This window comes from Delftia sp. K82 (genome assembly GCF_002193035.1).
In the GTDB taxonomy this organism is placed as follows: Bacteria; Pseudomonadota; Gammaproteobacteria; order Burkholderiales; family Burkholderiaceae_C; genus Comamonas; species Comamonas acidovorans.
Genome location: NZ_MYFL01000003.1, coordinates 901,104 through 917,873, shown reverse-complemented (window position 1 = coordinate 917,873; position 16,770 = coordinate 901,104). Strand labels below are relative to the sequence as shown.

Here is a 16,770-nt window from a genome sequence, read left to right as displayed (position 1 = left end):
GTGGCCGTCGCCATGTCCAGCCCGCCAGGGCAAGCCTTGCCGCAGCGCGAACAGCTCGACCTGTTCCGCGCTCTGCCGGGCGACATGGCACCCCGCGACAGCCAGGACTTGATGGCCTTTCCGTTCTTCTCGCTGGCGAAGTCGCGGCGTACCGCGCCGATCGACTTCCGCGCCGGCGGCATCACCATTCGCGTGGAGGGTACGCAGGAGCACGGCATCGCAACGATATGGGATGCCGACCTGCTGATTTGGGCCGCCTCGCAGATCGTGGAGGCGCGCGACGCGGGCTTGCGCCCGTCGCGCTGGATATGCGCCACGCCCTACGAAATCCTGCGATTCATCGGGCGCGGCACGTCCTTGAACGACTACCTGCGGCTGAAAGCCGCGCTCGACCGGCTGCAATCGACCACGGTGGCCACGTCCATCCGCGAAACCACGGGAAGGCGACTGCATCGTTTCTCGTGGATCAACGAGTGGAAGGAACTGGCCGATGCCAGCGGCGTGCCGCTGGGCATCGAACTGATCCTGCCGGACTGGTTCTATGCGGGCGTGCTCGACGCCGCCTTGGTGCTGACCATCGACCCGGCGTATTTCCGCTTGAAGGGCGGCATCGAACGCTGGCTGTACCGCCTGGTGCGCAAGCACGGCGGCAAGCAGCCGGACGGCTGGCAATTCGACTTCCGGCACCTGCACCGCAAATCGGGCAGCGCGGCGCGCTTCTCCGATTTCGCCTACGACCTGCGCGCCCTGGTGGCGCGGCAGTCGTTGCCCGGCTACGTCCTGGGCATCGAGCGGATGCCGGACGACGGAACGGAGCTGCTGACGTTCCGGCCCGTGCTGCACACGGCACGGGGATAACTGCGGGAAAACTTGTGAATAGCCTCGTGCTATCAGGAGTACCGGGTATCGTGCTATCAGGAGTACGCCTATCGTGCTATCAGGAGTACGAAAACGCCGGAAAGCCAATAACGGCGCGGGTTTGCGGCCCCTCTAACTTACCTAACAAGAAATACATAACTTTTAGTAGAAGCGCGCCGTTTCGGTGGACAACCACCCAACGGCACGGCGAACCGCGTTTTGCACGGCAGGCAAAGCCCGGCTTTCCAGCAGGGAGGGCCGCGCCATGATCCTCGCTCTGCTCAACCAGAAAGGCGGTGTCGGCAAGACGACGCTCGCCACGCACATCGCGGGTGAACTGGCGCTTCGCGGCCAGCATGTCGTCCTGCTCGATGCTGACCCGCAGGGTTCCTCGCTGGACTGGACGCAGCGCAGAAGCCAGCAAGGCTTGCCACGGCTGTTCAGCGCCGTGGGCCTCGCCCGCGAAACGCTGCATCAGGAAGCGCCGGAGCTGGCCCGCCGCGCCGATCATGTCGTCATCGACGGGCCGCCGCGCATCGCCGCCCTGGCGCGCTCCGCGCTGCTGGCGGCCGAGCGCGTGCTGATCCCGGTGCAGCCCAGCCCCTACGACCTTTGGGCCAGCTCGGAAATGGTTTCGCTGATCCGCGAGGCGCAGGTGTTCCGGCCTGCGCTGCGCGCGGCCTTCGTCATCAACCGGCGCGTCAGCGCCACCATCATCGGCCGCGAGGCGCGGCAATCGCTGGCCGAACAGCCGCTGCCCGCGCTGCGTTCGGAGGTGCATCAGCGCATCGTCTTCGCCGACAGCGTGGCCGCTGGCCGGCTCGCACGCGAGACAGCGCCCGACAGTGCCGCTGCCCGCGAAATCACCGCCCTGGTGGACGAACTGCTGCGGTGGCCGACATGACAGCGAAGCAGCCACCCAACAGCAAACGCACGGGCAAGCGCGTCGGCATCGGCGCACGTCCGCCCGCGAATCCGCACGCCGAGGCGTGGATTCGCCAGGGCGATGCTGATGCGCTGGGCAAAGGCGACCTCTACACCGCGCGCCTGACCCTCGACATTACGCCCGCCATGCGGGCGCGCATCAAGGTGTCGGCCTTCACGCAAGGCGTGACCGTGGCCGACTTGCTGCGAGGCCTGCTGGAGCGGGAGTTTCCCGAGCACCGCAGGGAGAACACACCATGACCGCATCCGCTTTGCCTGCCGCGAACGCGGCACCGGCTGCGCCGTTGCCTGCGCTTTCGGCACTCGCCGGACAGGCCGGCAACGTGCCGCTGACGCGCGTTTCGCTGGCCTACCTCGAACATCGCTTCAAGCTCTACCTGCGCTTCGGCGAACCGGTGCGCACGCTCCAGCTCGACCGCTGGCGGCGCTGCGCGGTGTTCCTGCCGGGCGCGATGCTCTGCCGCATCCGCTGGCAGGCCAACGACTACGGCACGATCCGCTGGCAGCTCATGGTGATGCAGGTTTGCACACCGCTGGACGCCGCACAGCGCATCCCCGGTGTGCAGCCGGGCGCGCGCCTGCTACTGCACGCCGGAGGCGATGCCAACGTGCGCGCCGTGCTGGAGCGCATCGACGGCATCGAGGCGCTGGGCATCGCCGCCATCGACGTGTCGCCCGCGTACTGGCGCACGCTGGGCAACCGTCTTGCGGCTCGCCTTGCGCTGCCCGAATACACCGCCGAGCGGCATACCGCCTGGCTGGCCGGGAAGGTGCTGCCATGACGGCCCCGACCACCACGGCCAACGCGCCCGCCGTACCGCCGCGTCCTCGCTCACGCCTGCGCGCTCGCATCGTGCTGGCGACACTGGCCGCCATCGACTTCGCTGCGCTGGCCTGGGCGGCCTTCGTGTCGCCGCTGCCGCGTCTGACCTACAACCCGTCCGACAGCGTGGCGGTCGGCTGGTATCGCATCGACCCGTTCGACCCGCGCACCGCCTCGCTGCCACGTCCTTTGTCCGTGGACAGCATCGTGCTGGTGCCGCTTCCGGCCACGGCCGCCGCGCTCGCTGCGCAGCGCGGCTACCTGCCGGTGCGCGTGCCGCTGCTCAAACGTGTGGGCGCGGTCGCGCCACAACACGTCTGCATCGTCGCCGGTCAGGTACGCATCGACGGCGTGCCTTCGGCCGCCGTGCTGCCCGCCGACCGGCTGGGCCGGGCGCTGCCGTCCTTGCAGCTTTGCCGCCGCCTTGAACCGGGCGAACTGTTCCTGTTGAGCGTGACGAATCCGGCATCGTTCGACAGCCGCTATTTCGGCCCGGTCAGCGCATCCGCTGTGATCGGCGTTGCGCACCCGGTCTGGCTGGAGACACGCCCGTGATGGTCGCCGATTCGCTGCGCTCCGGCGTGCCATCGGGCATGTCGTTCTCGCTGCTGTTGCCGTGTCGTCGCGCCTGCCGTGCCGGTGCCAATCCTGCGAATTGGGCACCGCACGTCGCGCTGCCTTCGGCGCGGCCGTCCAACGTGCAGGCGTCTTGCCTCGAACGCGCCCGACCTGCGGCCTTCATCGCGTCGATTCGCGCGTTCGCCGGCGCGCTGGCTGCTCACGCAGCAGCGCCGCCGGGCCGACGGTGCCTGGAGCGACAGCGGAAGGCAAAGGCGGAAGGCAAGACAAAAGGACGCGGCACCGGGCCGCGTCGAAAGCCTGTCTGCACATGGGGGTGGCGCGGCACGGAGCGGCTTCGCCGCCGTGCCGCGTGGGGCGCGAGGCCCGCGCCAATGCAGGCATGCCCGCGTGCTTCGCACGACCGGGCACGCCAGAGCTTGCAGGGAGAACGGCGATGACTGACCGCCGCGATGACGATTTCCGCGTGCGCCCCAGCGCCCCGAAGAACCGGGGCAAGGGCCAGGGGCAGAGCTTCGTTTCCAAGGTGCTCAAGCAGGCCGGCAAAGCCAGCAGCGGCAAGTCGGCGGTGCGCCGTCCTGGGGCGGCAGGCACCGGCCAGCGGCCCGGCTCGCGCCTGGGACGCGGCCATACGGCGGCGCGCTTCGCCGGGGCGAAGCTAACGCCCATGTCGCGGCGCGTGACCATCAAGACGCTGCTGGTCAATCACCAGCGGGCCAGTCCGCAATCGCTCGCCAAGCACCTGCGCTATGTTGAGCGCGACGGCGCGGGCCGCGATGGCGAACCGGGCCGGGCCTACGGGCCGCAGGCTGATGAAGCCGACCTGGACGGCTTCAAGGAACGCTGCGCCGACGACCGGCACCATTTCCGCTTCATCGTTTCCCCGGAAGACGGCGTGGAACTGGACGACCTGCGCGGCTACACCCGGCATTTGATGAACCGCATGGAAGCCGACCTGGGCACGCGGCTGGATTGGGTGGCGGTCGATCACTGGAACACCGACAACCCGCACACCCACCTGATCGTGCGCGGGCGCGATGACACCGGCAAAGACCTCATCATCGCGGGCGACTACATCGCCCACGGTTTCCGCCATCGGGCTGCCGAACTGGCAACGGAATGGCTGGGGCCGCGTACCGAACTGGAGATCCAGCAGACCTTGGGGCGCGAGGTGGAGCAGGAGCGATGGACGAGTCTGGATCGCACCTTGCAACGCGAGGCCGGCGAGGATGGCCGGGTGCATGTCGAACGGTTCAACGAACCCCGCTTGCAGCGCCAACGCCTGCTGCTGATCGGCCGCCTGCAACGCTTGCAGCGCCTGGGCCTGGCCGACGAAGTGCAGCCCGGCACCTGGGCCGTCCATGCCGATGCCGAGAAGACCTTGCGCGCCCTGGGCGAACGCGGCGACATCATCCGCACCATGCAGCGGGCCATGAGCGGCCAGCCGCGCGAACTGGCGGTGTTCGAGCCGGGCGACGATGGCCGTACCGTCATCGGCCGCGTCGCCGCGAAGGGGCTGGCCGAAGAGTTGCACGACCGGGGCTATCTGGTCATCGACGGCACGGATGGCAAGGCGCACTACGTCACGCTGAACGCCCGCGACGAGTTGGCGAACTATCCCAAGGGCGCGGTGGTGGAAGTGAAGGGTTCGGCCGACGTGCGCGCCGCCGATAAGAACATCGTCGCGCTGGCGAGCGATGGCCTGTACCGCACCGATCATCACCTGGCCATCGAACAGGGCCGGGCCAAGCCCGGACGTGACCCGCAGGAGGTTGTCGCCGCCCATGTCCGGCGGCTGGAAGCCTTGCGCCGAGCCGGCATCGTGGAGCGCGTGGCCGAAGGGCTATGGAAGGTGCCGGACGAACTGGCCGAGCGTGGCCGCCAGTACGACGCGCAGCGGCTGGGCGGCATTGCCGTGGAACTGAAATCGCACTTGCCCATCGAGCGGCAGGCCCGCGTCATCGGCGCAACCTGGCTTGACCAGCAATTGATCGGCGGCGGCCGAGGGCTGGGCGACCTGGGCTTTGGCGGCGATGCGAAGCAGGCCGTGCAGCAGCGCGCCGACTTCCTGGCCGAACAGGGACTGGCGGAGCGGCGCGGTCAGCGCGTGATCCTGGCGCGCAACCTGCTGGGCACGCTGCGCAACCGGGAACTGGCGCAGGCCGCGAAGGACATTGCCGCTGATACCGGCCTGGAGCATCGCCCCGTGGCCGACGGGCAGCGTGTGGCCGGCATCTACCGGCGCTCCGTCATGCTTGCCAGCGGACGCTACGCAATGCTTGATGACGGAATGGGATTCAGTCTGGTGCCGTGGCGGCCGGTGATCGAACAGCGGCTGGGGCAGCAGATTGCCGCGACGGTGCGCGGCGGTGGCGTGTCATGGGAAATTGGGCGGCAACGAGAGTCGTCAATCAATTGAACGGCTACGGATGCGCTGGGCTAGTAGTGCGTTCCGTGGTGGTTCAGGTACAACTTTTTCAGGTAAGTACCTGGCCGAGCGTAGCCGCCAGTACGACGTCCAACGCCTGGGTGGCGTAGCGATGTAACTGAAATTGCACCGACCCATGGAGTTGCAGGCCAGTGTCACCGGCGCCACCTAGCTTGACCAGCAACTAATCGGCGGTGGCCGCGGATTGGGCGACCTAGCTCTGGTGGTGACGCCAAGGCAGGCTATGCAGCCGCCCGCCGACTTCCTTAAAGAACAGGGGCAGGCCGCCAAGGACATTGCCACTGAAGCCGGCTTGGAGCAACCCCCAATAGCCGACGGGCAGCGTGTAGCGGGCATCTACCATCACAGCGCCAAGCTCGCCAGCCGGCGCTGCGCGATGCTCAACGATGACAGGGGAGTTTAGCCTGGTGCCGTGGAAGCCGATGATCGAGCAGCGCTTGGGGCAGCAACTCGCCGCGACGGTGCGCCCTGGAAGGGTGTCATGGCATGTCAAATTGCAGCGTGGCGTCTCAATTTTATATAAGAAATGATGCCTTAGCCCCACTTTGAATCGTCTTTCTGTAGCAGATATCAAGCATCGCGAGATGCTTAGGTCTTCGGCATCAATCTCAAAAATCTTATTAACGCTACATGAATGCCCCCAGTTACAGCGTCCAGTTAATCACAAACTGAGGAACTCTTTCGGTATTGGCGCTATTACCAAATTTATTCTTCCAGTATTGATATTCGATTCCCATGTATACACTGTCGGGCTTTCCCCAGAAGTTTCCAACGTCCAATTTCAGCTGAATCTGCGTCAGGACTTGCTGGCTACAGCTTCCATGAGCCCCAATGATATCCATGTAACCATCAAAGACGAATCGAAAGTCCCCCATGCGAATGGGGGCGCTCCAATACGGCGTGATCTGATATGTGGTTGAGTTCCTACCGCACAACTTGCCTCCACCGAAGCCACTGTATGTTCCGACATCTCTAAAGGCAGCAATGTCGACGTTGAAGTAAGAGAACTTCGGCACGTCGAGTTCAACTCCGAGTCCATACGTAAGCACTTTCGGATTCGAACCAAAAGCGCTGTTTTTGCTACCGAAGTTGTAGCCCGCGTTAAGATTGGCATCCTTGATGAAGCCAAATGAAAAATCTTTTTTCAAGGCCTTGGAAAGACTGAGGTATACACTCCCCTCGCTATACAACTCACTATACCCGGCGTCTTTGCTGTCTGATTTTGCCATCGAAAGAAAGTAGTAGGAGCGACCCCAGCCAAATCCACTTACGTTCTCGAATTGCAATATATCTTTTGAAAACTTCGGGCCGCCTGTAGATCCGTTGTCGTTATAGCTGCTGCCTCGGCGATACTCAAAATTACTTGTGCTCCAGTCGGCAGACATTGCTGACGTGGCCGACATGGCAACCGCCATTCCAACAGTTCCTACTAGCGAATTGAACTTCATTTGACCTCCAGGGTGGGTGATTCTTGATTGAACTCCTCGCAGAGTCCAAGCTTTGGTAGAGAGTTGATTTGGAGCGCGCCCTGGAAGGACTGTATTTCTCACCTCCTCGAAGTGGATAGATAAGTAGCCTCAAACCTCCGGTGAAAATATGGAACGCACCACTGGCGTGCCATTTCTTTCACCCCTCCCTGTTGTGGTGCGGGAGCAAGCGAATTTGCTGGTTTTTGGTGCGCAAGCATCAATGAACGCTTGAACTTCAGATCTGTCGCTTAGGATTTTTTAAGTTCACAATTGCGACTGACGAAAATTGAGTGGGGTCAGTAGAAACATCTCCGTCACTTCGGAGAAGGCGCGCACCAGTTGCGAACAAACCAATGGCTGGTTCGACGCTAAGCCGGGCCTAACCTACTAATGCTTGATGGGCTCGCGTGAGCAGATGCTTGCTGCAGTGGCATCGCTGATGGGTGTGGCCCATGCCCACTAGACTGCCGGGAGAAGGCGCGTGCACGACATACGCCGCTGTAACCGTTGATCTTGTTGGAACGAAGATCATGCAAGGTTGCGGGCGTTCGGGGGAGGCGGACGGGCGCGAGAACGGCGGTTACAGCGACAAGCTAGAACTACGGCGGCAAAGGGAACTCTGCCATAAAACGACACCGCGCCAGCGATGAACAGGATCACACACGGAACCGCCTTCCGTTCCAAATCTGGAACATGATGTTCCCGCCGGACGCTTCTCAATCCGGCCTCCCACGCCTATATTTACATCATGTTATGCAACAAGGGCCCATCCCTGCTTGCCAAGGCGAGGTTCGGGCAAGTGTGAAATTCCTTTGACCGGTGTTTGAAATGATCATCTATAGCCCCCCCGCTGCAGCCAAGTTTGTTCCCGTTATCGACCTGGCCGACACCTTTTCCAATAATGCTGAAGCCAAGCGTGCTGTTGCGTGGGAAATTCACAAGGCCTGTCGAGACATAGGTTTCTTCTATATCAAGAACCACGGCATCCCTGAAGGCATGCTTCAAGCACAAATTGAATGTGCACGTCGTTTCTTCAGCCTTCCCCAGAGCGAGAAGGATGAAATTGCGTTGAGCCACTCGCCAACAATGCGCGGATATGAGCCCATGGCTTTGCAGACTCTGGACGAAGGATCGAAGCCAGACATCAAGGAAGGCTTCTATGCCAGCGTCGATAGCAGCCAGTCCTATGTAACCAATGGTGCGTATGACAGCCTCAATCAATGGCCAAAAAGCTATCCGGAGATGCGGGTGCAAGTAGAGGCGTATATTCAGGCGATGACCGGCTTGGGCAAGCATCTGCTGGGCATGTTGGCTCTTTCGCTGGAGCTGCCTGAAAACTACTTCGCTGAAGGAGTTGAACGGCCAATGATCACTAACCGGTTGCTGCACTATCCGCCGCAGCCCCGCGTTGGCGATGGCAACCAGATCGGTGCAGGAGCCCATACCGACTGGGGCATGATCACCATGCTCCTGCAGGATGACGTCGGTGGCCTAGAGGTGCGCAATGCGGACGGCGAATGGATTCGTGCGCCCCATATCCCTAACACCTTCATCATCAACCTGGGCGACATGGTGCCGGTGCTCACCCGCGGGATCTATCGCTCCAACATGCACCGCGTCCTCAACCTCAATCCCGAGCGGCACCGTTATTCGGTTCCAACGTTCTTCGATCCCAATTTTTTCTACCGCATCACACCTCCAGACGGGTTGCCTGCTGACGAATCCTTGCCCGCAGCCTCTCGTACCGTGGGCGAGCACATGGCCGCCATGATGGAAAAAACATACGCGTGATATTGGGCCCCCGGCCAGCTACGGACACTTTTCGCAATATCGCCTAAAACAGTGAGACTTCATCATGGAAACATTGCCAATCATTGATATCAGCCCGCTCTATCAGAATGACCGGGCAGCCTGGAAAAGGGTTGCAGATCAGATCGACGAAGCGTGCTGCACTTGGGGATTTTTCTACATCAAGGGCCACCCCATCGCTGAATCGCGCATCGAGGAATTGTTGGCCGCCGGCCAGAGTTTCTTCAAGCTGCCCTTGGAGGAGAAGCTCAAGATCGATATCACCAAGAGCGTCAGCCATACAGGGTACGGCGCTATTGCTGCCGAGCAGTTGGATCCGAGCCAGCCGGGCGATCACAAGGAAACCTTTGACATGAGTTTCCACCTGCCGGCTGATCATCCGGACGTTGTGGCCGGTAAGCCGTTGCGTGGCCCCAACCGCCATCCCGACCTACCGGGCTGGCAGGAATTATGGGAGCAGCACTATCAGGATATGCACGATCTGGGCCTCACGCTCTTGAAAGCCATTGCGATTGCGCTTGGCACGGACGAGGATTTTTTTGCGAAGCGGTTTGCCGAGCCCATCAGCGCCTTGCGCATGATTCACTATCCGCCACGAGAAGGCGCTGCCAACGCAAGCAAAGGTGCGGGCGAGCATACCGACTATGGGTGCGTCACATTGCTCTACCAGGATCCGGTCGGCGGTCTGCAAGTGCGCAATCTGGAAGGTGAGTGGCTGGATGCGCCGTTCATTCCTGGGACATTCGTCGTCAACATCGGCGACATGATGGCCCGTTGGAGCAACGATCGCTACAAATCCACTCCTCATCGGGTAGTCAGCCCGGAGGGCAAGGATCGCTATTCCATTCCGTTCTTCGCCGAGCCCAACCCGAACACTGTCATTGATTGCCTGCCTGGCTGTTTTGACGAGAGCAATCCGCTCAAGTACGAAACCACGACGTGCATCGACTACATGCTCTGGCGTTTTTCCGAAACCTATTCGCATCGCGGTACGGACGAGCAGACAACGGCTGCCTGAATCGCCATAGGCGTTGCGAGATAAGGATCTCGTCCGTACCTATTCGATGTAAATCCGCAACGCACGGTAACGACCGTGCGCATATCTAGAGAGTCCGCGCCATGAAATCCCGTGCTGCTGTTGCCTTTGAAGCCGGCAAACCCCTGCAAATCGTCGAGATCGACGTCGCTCCGCCCCAGAGGGGCGAAGTGCTGGTGAAGATCACCCACACCGGCGTATGCCACACCGATGCCTTTACCCTGAGCGGCGATGACCCCGAGGGCCTGTTTCCCGCTGTGCTGGGCCATGAAGGCGCCGGCGTCGTGGTCGAGGTCGGTGAAGGCGTGACCAGCGTCAAGCCCGGCGACCACGTGATCCCGCTCTACACCGCCGAATGCGGCGAATGCCTGTTCTGCAAGAGCGGCAAGACCAACCTCTGTGTCTCGGTGCGCGCCACCCAGGGCAAGGGCGTCATGCCCGACGGCACCACGCGCTTCTCCTACAACGGCCAGCCCATCTACCACTACATGGGCTGCTCCACCTTCAGCGAATACACCGTGGTGGCCGAGGTCTCGCTGGCCAAGATCAGCCCTGACGCCAACCCCGAGCAGGTCTGCCTGCTGGGCTGCGGCGTGACCACCGGCCTGGGGGCGGTCAAGAACACTGCCAAGGTGCAGGAGGGCGATAGCGTGGCCGTGTTCGGCTTGGGCGGCATCGGCCTGGCCGTGATCCAAGGTGCCAGGCTCGCCAAGGCCGGCCGCATCATCGCCATTGACACCAACCCGTCCAAGTTCGACCTGGCGCGGACTTTCGGTGCGACCGACTGCGTCAACCCCAAGGATTACGACAAGCCCATCCAGCAGGTGATTGTGGAGATGACCGGCTGGGGCGTGGATCACAGCTTCGAGTGCATTGGCAACGTCAACGTGATGCGCGCCGCACTGGAGTGCGCGCACCGCGGCTGGGGCCAGAGCGTGATCATCGGCGTGGCTGGCGCGGGCCAGGAAATCTCCACGCGTCCCTTCCAGTTGGTGACCGGCCGCAAGTGGCTCGGCACGGCCTTCGGCGGCGTCAAGGGCCGCTCGCAGCTGCCCGGCATGGTCGAAGACGCGATGACCGGCAAGATCCAGCTGGCGCCCTTCGTTACTCACACCATGCCGCTGACCGGCATCAACGAGGCTTTCGATCTGATGCACGAGGGCAAGTCGATCCGCACGGTGATTCGCTACTGAGCGCACGGCGATGGAACGGATCGAACAACACGCCAGCTTCGGCGGCCGGCAGGAAGTGTGGAAGCACGCTTCGGCAACGCTGGGTGGCGAAGCGAAGTTCGGCATCTATCTGCCCGAAGCCGCGCTGCGCGGTGAGGCGCGCCCGGTGCTCTACTGGCTCTCGGGCCTGACTTGCACCGAGCAGAATTTCATCACCAAGGCCGGTGCGCAGGAGCATGCCGCGCGGCATGGCTTGATCGTCGTTTCGCCCGACACCAGTCCGCGCGGCACCGATGTCGCGGACGATGCCGCCTACGACCTGGGCCAGGGTGCGGGCTTCTACGTCAACGCCACGGAGCAGCCCTGGGCCGCGCATTACCGCATGCAGGATTACATCGCCGAGGAGTTGCCCGCCTTGGTCGAAAAGGAGTTCCCCGCCAGCGATGCGCGTGGCATCTTCGGCCATTCGATGGGCGGCCACGGTGCACTGGTGACGGCGCTGCGCCATCCTGGGCGGTATCGCAGCGTTTCGGCGTTCTCGCCCATCGTGGCGCCCTCGCAAGTGCCTTGGGGCGAAAAAGCCCTGGGCACCTACCTGGGGGCAGGCCGGGCCGCATGGAAGGAGTGGGACGCCGTGGAATTGATTGGGGCCGCGCAGGAGCGTCTGCCGCTGCTTGTGGATCAAGGCGAGGCCGACGAGTTCCTCGCGGGCCAGCTACGGCCGGAATTGCTGCAAGCGGCCTGCGAGGCCGTGGGCCATCCGCTCACGCTGAATCTGCGGCCGGGTTACGACCACAGCTATTACTTCATCGCCAGCTTTCTGGCGAATCATTTCGCGCATCATGCGGCCCGGTTGGCATGACCGTGGCTGCCTGTAAGGAGTGGGGGCGGCACGATGCACCGTCCGGCTCATCGGCCATCCCCGATTCTCAATTGAAACCTGAAAGGTGATTCTCATGGCTAATCCCGTTATCTCCGGCAACGACGTTTTCTCGCACGTGTTCATCGGCGCTGCCAACGTCGCACAATCCACCGCTTTCTACGACGCCGCCCTGGGCGCGCTCGGCATCAAGAATCTCGGGCCGTTCGGCAGCGGCTGGGTTCTGTATGGTCGTGACAAGCCCGCGTTCATCATCGCGCGCCCCGGCAATGGCGAGGCGCCTTCGAGCAATGGCGCAACTATCGGCTTCGCAGCGGCCAGCCCGGCCGAGGTCGATGCGTTCCATGCCGCGGGCCTGGCCGCCGGCGGTGCCGACGAAGGCAAGCCCGGCCCGCGCGGCCACCTGCCCGGTGCTTATGCCGCCTATCTGCGCGATCCGGCGGGCAACAAGGTCACGGCCTACGCTTTCGTCTAAGTAGCAGGCAGCCGCCGTCGGCATCCATCCGCAACGTAATCGCCATGCAGATCGCCCCCGACTGCATGGCCTCGCTGTTGCTGGCCATCGGCAGGCTTTGCAGCCTTTGTCTGCTCGATCATCGAAAGCGGCACGCAGCGGTCAACCGACCAGCGCACACCAAGTCCTTCGCGACAAGGGACTGGATCCCTATGACGCGGTCTCAGTCCTGCTCTGATGGATATTCTTGCCACGCTCACGCGGCCAGGAGCTTACCGGGGGGCAAAGCCTATCGTCCTGGCTCAACACGCGATAAGAGCGTGCCCGATCTCCACCAAGATGATGAGATCGGGGACGAGGAAGAAACGCTGCGTAAATGAGGGTTTGCCAGCTTCTAAAGATCGAGTACGAGTCGCGGTGAGTGACTGCGTGAGCAGCCTCTCAGAGTGTTGAGCCTCCTCAAAACCCGGGGCGATTCACGCAGTGGACGTTCAGGTGCTGGGTAATGCCCAGATTCCACTGTTAGTGGGGGCCGGAGAAATTGACTTCGGCCTTGTGATGGATCCGCCACCGACGACTCAGTTACAGATGCAGGTGATGCGCAGCATCCCGATAGGCGTTGCCATGCCCACCGGGCACGCTTTGGCTGGACATGAGCAGTTGCTGCTTGGACAGACGCTGGATTGGCGACACATCGTGCCAGCGGAATCATTGCTTGTTGGCGATCGCGTAAAGGCCTTGTATGCGCGACATGTGGACGCGATACGCTATGCGATTCGTTGCAACAACGTAGAGATGATGCGCGCCCTGGTGCTCAGTGGAGCCGGTATTGCGGTGACGAGCTGGCTGGACGTGTTCCGCGATGTGCAAGAGGGGCGCTTGGCCTTCGTGCCGCTGTCGCAGCGCCAAGCCAAGCCGCTGAGTCTGTGCCTATGTGTTGCACCACAGCGTCAGCTATCACGCGCCGCTCAATGGGCAATGGAAAAAATACGCGAGGATCTGAAGGCGTTGAGCCTGCCAAAAGAACGGCCCGACCTGCATGTTGCAGACTAGCTTTTTCTAGTGCGTGGCAGTATGGACGCAGTATAGTTGTTCAGGCGGTCGATATCCGACATGCTTTCGGTTAGCAAATTCAAGAACGCACGTAACTTCTTCGAGCCGTAGCGGTTTCGCTGGTATACGCAGTAGATTTTCTTTTTCTCTGGCTTCCAGTCGGGAAGTATGGCCACGAGTCCTCCGCTTTTCACCTCTGGCTGCACAAAGAAGTCGGGTAACAAGGCGATACCCAAGCCATTCAAACAGAAAGTCTTCATTAGCCAATAGTCGTTGGTTCGAACCGCTATGCGCGAAATATACTTCTGCGACGTTTCTCTGGAGTGAAGCATGACTCGCTCTGAAAATTCAGATTGCCTCAACACAATCGAATCATGCGCCGTGAGTTCCTTCGGCGTCACTGGTAGTCCATGATTCGCCACATATTGAGTGCTGGCATACAGTCCGAATGAAAGCTGCCCCACTGGCTTCGCTATAACATCGGGAACATTCGGCGCCGCAGCGCAGACGTAGCAATCCACTTCATCGAGCTTTGGGGAATCCGCTCTTTCTGCTACATCCAATTCGCAAAGTATGGTGGGATGCCCTTCCAGAAACAGCTTGACTACGTGGCATACGAATGTCGTCGTGAATTGATTGTCGGAAAGCACCTTCAGGCGACCCTGCCCTCCCTGTACCAATTCTTGAACTTCATGGCGCGCAGCCGCCCATCGCCCGCTCAAGTCTGCAAGCAATGCCTCACAATGCGAGTAGAGCGCCAGCCCCGCTTCTGTCGGCACAATCTTTCGAGCAGATCGGATGAGGAGTTGTACGCCCAGCTCGTCTTCCAGGCGCTGAAGTGACCGGCTCAGAGTAGCCTTCGCAACGCCAGTCTGAGCTTCTGCTTTGGTGAGGCTACCTGCTCTCACGATGGAGGCGAAGGCTTCGACAAGTTTGAGTTCGATATTCATCCGGTGCGACCTAGGCTGTACCGCTCATGCAGCTACAAGTGCTCGTGGGAACACATATTGAACCTAGTATGCACCCACAATCGTTCCAAAAGTGGAACGGTGCGTCGCATAGAGAGATGGTTCCGGAATGTGGAACCAGCCGCAAATGGATGGGCCGCGGTGATGGGCGAGGTACGCTAGAAGGTTAACGACCGCGTTACGACCGCCCCCTAAGGCCTGAACGTCTATTCGCCTGTTGCAACGCGCGTCGCTCGAACCTAGTCCATGCAGCCCGGCATGCTCTACTACGCCGCCGCTCTGGCGCGGATGGTAGTTGCAGCCTGAAGGGGGGAGATGATCGATCGTGGGAGGCTCCGGCGTGGTCAAATAATCGGAGCCAGGATTCTCCCTGACCGCGCTGCAACATGCCGTGATCACCGAAAGCATCACTGCGATGAAAGGCTACTGATCTCGACTCACTTACCTGGTGACTTGCCTTCAACGCCCTTGACATAGATGTTCATGGCTTCCAAAAAGGCATCTGCCGCATCCTTGTCGCGAGCTACCATTTCCTTTCCTGCTTGGTCGAGAATCGGGCCTTTCCAGACTGAGAACGCGCCACTCTTGAGGCCGCTCTTCACTTCAATCAGCCGAGCCTTCGTTGACGCCGGTACATCCTGAGCAATCCCAACAAGGTCGATGGAGTCCTGCTTGACGCCCCAAAGGCTTGCACCCGTTTTCCATGAGCCATCCAACACCTGCTGGATCGCGTGGGTGTAGTAGGGAGTCCAGTTGATGATTGCCGAACCCAGCACTGCCTTCGGAGCATAGGCGGCCATATCGGAATACACCCCAAACGCACGTTTGCCGCGTTGCTCCGCAGCTTGTGGCACTGCTGCGGATGCCGTGTTTTGCATGAGGACGTCCGCACCTGAGTTGATCAAGGAATTCGCCGCGTCAGTTTCCTTGGGGGGGTTGAACCACTCATTGATCCACACGACTTTAGTCGTGATCTTTGGGTTCACCGACTGAGCACCCAACGTGAAACTGTTGATATTTCTGATCACCTCAGGAATCGGTACTGCACCAACGAACCCGAGAATGTTCGACTTCGTCATACTCCCGGCAACAATACCAGCGAGGTAGTAGCCCTCGTAGATTCGACTGTTGACCACACGCATGTTCGGTGAAGTCTTGTAGCCCGAGACGTGCTCGAACTTGACAGCGCTGTGTTCGCCGGAAAGATTCAGCATTGGGCCCATATAGCCAAAGCTGGTTCCGACGAGCACGTTGGCGCCCTGGGAAATCAGATCGCGCATGACGCGCTCCGAGTCGGCACCATCAGCGACTGCCTCAACGTACATGGTCTTGATCTTGTTGCCAAACTTGGCTTGAACTTCCCGCCGTGCCTTTTCGTGTGCAAAGTTCCAGCCACCATCACCGATGGGAGCACTGTAGACGAAAGCAACTTTGAGCGGATCGGCGGCAGATGCCGTCATAGTCGTGACCGAGAGGATAGCTGCCATCATGATGAACCGGATCAGCGACATGGTGATTCCTTGTGTGGGTTGAAGATGACGCCGCGCGTCGTGGTCGTCCTCGACTCAAGCTCGATTTTTGAAGGGTAACTAGAGAGCAATACGCTTCGACGGAATTTGGTGCGGAGTCTGCCATTTTCTTAGCCTCAAACACCCAATCGAATATTCTTATAAATACTGGAAGAATCCATTTGACCAGTATTTTTTGTGAAGGACTTTGAGGGGAAACTAGGAATTCCACTGCCGAAGTATCGAGTTGGAGCTGAAGATGTTGAGACTGAATTTCTCTCTCCACCCAGCACCCAACTCTCTGTTCTTTCAGTTGGTTTATTCGAATGAAATGGCGGGAGGTTGAATGCCTTCTGGCAATGCCGATGACGTTATTCTTACTACGTTATTCTCGGGGTCACAAAAAACGATCTGCCAATGGCCATAGTATGTGGCGAACGGAGCCTTTACGACACGCCCACCCCATTCCGTGATTTTACGGAACGCACCGTCTACGAGTTCAGGCTCCTCCACCATAAAGGTGATCATTGTGTTAATCGGGAAGTCTGTCTTCTCAGGCTTAATCCTGTCCGCCAATGACAAAAGATCGTAAGCCATCCAGCCATTGAAGCCGAGCTGCACGCCTGCGCCCGTCAATACCCGATAGATCGGCGAGGAAGCCTCCTTGATTTCGTCCCAACCTAGGAGGTGTTTGTAGAAGTCCAATTGCCGATCAATGTCCCGGCAGAATATATTGAACATAGGTTGACATACGAGTTCTTTCATTG

General features: G+C 60.7%; 16 protein-coding genes and 1 pseudogene. 13 read left to right on the top strand and 4 right to left on the bottom strand.

Annotation, left to right across the window (positions count from 1 at the left end; all coding sequences use genetic code 11):
• The first annotated feature begins 12 nt into the window (after nucleotides 1-12).
• The 7 genes and pseudogenes from KDK82_RS20975 to KDK82_RS20935 all read left to right on the top strand — a co-directional run.
• Nucleotides 13-858 carry a replication initiator protein A gene (locus tag KDK82_RS20975; RefSeq protein WP_088166102.1) on the top strand — a complete coding sequence of 282 codons (846 nt, stop codon included), beginning with the start codon at nucleotides 13-15 and terminating at the stop codon, nucleotides 856-858.
• A 265-nt stretch (nucleotides 859-1,123) separates the two neighbouring features.
• Nucleotides 1,124-1,762 carry a ParA family partition ATPase gene (gene parA / locus KDK82_RS20965; RefSeq protein ID WP_043372464.1) on the top strand — a complete coding sequence of 213 codons (639 nt, stop codon included), beginning with the start codon at nucleotides 1,124-1,126 and terminating at the stop codon, nucleotides 1,760-1,762.
• Nucleotides 1,759-2,043, top strand: coding sequence for a hypothetical protein (locus tag KDK82_RS20960; RefSeq protein ID WP_043376397.1), 285 nt, complete (start codon nucleotides 1,759-1,761; stop codon nucleotides 2,041-2,043). The genes parA and KDK82_RS20960 overlap by 4 nt, the downstream gene beginning before the upstream one ends.
• Nucleotides 2,040-2,585 carry a DUF2840 domain-containing protein gene (locus tag KDK82_RS20955; protein WP_088166101.1) on the top strand — a complete coding sequence of 182 codons (546 nt, stop codon included), beginning with the start codon at nucleotides 2,040-2,042 and terminating at the stop codon, nucleotides 2,583-2,585. The genes KDK82_RS20960 and KDK82_RS20955 overlap by 4 nt, the downstream gene beginning before the upstream one ends.
• Complete coding sequence (locus KDK82_RS20950; protein ID WP_088166100.1) at nucleotides 2,582-3,181, top strand: S26 family signal peptidase; 600 nt, start codon at nucleotides 2,582-2,584, stop codon at nucleotides 3,179-3,181. The genes KDK82_RS20955 and KDK82_RS20950 overlap by 4 nt, the downstream gene beginning before the upstream one ends.
• Nucleotides 3,182-3,641: 460 nt before the next feature.
• Entirely contained in the window at nucleotides 3,642-5,624 is a 1,983-nt protein-coding gene (locus KDK82_RS20940) for a relaxase/mobilization nuclease and DUF3363 domain-containing protein (protein WP_088166098.1), read from the top strand.
• Nucleotides 5,625-5,694: 70 nt separating this feature from the next.
• Nucleotides 5,695-6,184, top strand: a pseudogene (locus KDK82_RS20935) (DUF3363 domain-containing protein); the annotation flags it as partial.
• Between the two features lie 114 nt (nucleotides 6,185-6,298).
• On the opposite strand, the gene KDK82_RS20930 reads toward KDK82_RS20935, so the two are convergent.
• A complete protein-coding gene (locus KDK82_RS20930; RefSeq protein WP_080731513.1) occupies nucleotides 6,299-7,102 on the bottom strand; it encodes an outer membrane protein OmpK in 804 nt (267 codons plus the stop codon).
• An 849-nt stretch (nucleotides 7,103-7,951) separates the two neighbouring features.
• Here KDK82_RS20930 and KDK82_RS20925 point away from each other — a divergent pair.
• The 6 genes from KDK82_RS20925 (at nucleotide 7,952) to KDK82_RS20900 (ending at nucleotide 13,527) form a co-directional block, all read left to right on the top strand.
• Entirely contained in the window at nucleotides 7,952-8,914 is a 963-nt protein-coding gene (locus tag KDK82_RS20925; protein ID WP_088166097.1) for an isopenicillin N synthase family oxygenase, read from the top strand.
• A 64-nt stretch (nucleotides 8,915-8,978) separates the two neighbouring features.
• The gene (locus KDK82_RS20920; protein ID WP_034046937.1) at nucleotides 8,979-9,950 is read left to right on the top strand and encodes a 2-oxoglutarate and iron-dependent oxygenase domain-containing protein; all 972 of its coding nucleotides are present in this window, start codon (nucleotides 8,979-8,981) and stop codon (nucleotides 9,948-9,950) included.
• A 101-nt stretch (nucleotides 9,951-10,051) separates the two neighbouring features.
• The gene (locus KDK82_RS20915) at nucleotides 10,052-11,161 is read left to right on the top strand and encodes an S-(hydroxymethyl)glutathione dehydrogenase/class III alcohol dehydrogenase (RefSeq protein ID WP_034046935.1); all 1,110 of its coding nucleotides are present in this window, start codon (nucleotides 10,052-10,054) and stop codon (nucleotides 11,159-11,161) included.
• A 10-nt stretch (nucleotides 11,162-11,171) separates the two neighbouring features.
• Nucleotides 11,172-12,002: an S-formylglutathione hydrolase gene (fghA, locus tag KDK82_RS20910; RefSeq protein ID WP_058332135.1), complete on the top strand. Its 831-nt coding sequence runs from the start codon at nucleotides 11,172-11,174 to the stop codon at nucleotides 12,000-12,002.
• 94 nt (nucleotides 12,003-12,096) lie between these two features.
• Nucleotides 12,097-12,495: a VOC family protein gene (locus tag KDK82_RS20905; protein ID WP_034046930.1), complete on the top strand. Its 399-nt coding sequence runs from the start codon at nucleotides 12,097-12,099 to the stop codon at nucleotides 12,493-12,495.
• A gap of 462 nt (nucleotides 12,496-12,957) precedes the next feature.
• Nucleotides 12,958-13,527, top strand: a complete 570-nt coding sequence (locus tag KDK82_RS20900) for a LysR substrate-binding domain-containing protein (protein ID WP_179217955.1) — start codon at nucleotides 12,958-12,960, stop codon at nucleotides 13,525-13,527.
• Here KDK82_RS20900 and KDK82_RS20895 read toward each other — a convergent pair.
• The 3 genes from KDK82_RS20895 to KDK82_RS20885 form a co-directional block, all read right to left on the bottom strand.
• Entirely contained in the window at nucleotides 13,524-14,477 is a 954-nt protein-coding gene (locus tag KDK82_RS20895; protein ID WP_088166095.1) for a LysR family transcriptional regulator, read from the bottom strand. The two genes, KDK82_RS20900 and KDK82_RS20895, sit on opposite strands and share 4 nt — an antisense overlap.
• Before the next feature lie 455 nt (nucleotides 14,478-14,932).
• On the bottom strand, nucleotides 14,933-15,985 hold the full coding sequence (locus KDK82_RS20890) for a BMP family ABC transporter substrate-binding protein (protein WP_230945022.1): 1,053 nt from the start codon (nucleotides 15,983-15,985) through the stop codon (nucleotides 14,933-14,935).
• 336 nt (nucleotides 15,986-16,321) lie between these two features.
• Complete coding sequence (locus tag KDK82_RS20885) at nucleotides 16,322-16,768, bottom strand: VOC family protein (RefSeq protein WP_058332139.1); 447 nt, start codon at nucleotides 16,766-16,768, stop codon at nucleotides 16,322-16,324.
• Nucleotides 16,769-16,770: the final 2 nt, after the last annotated feature.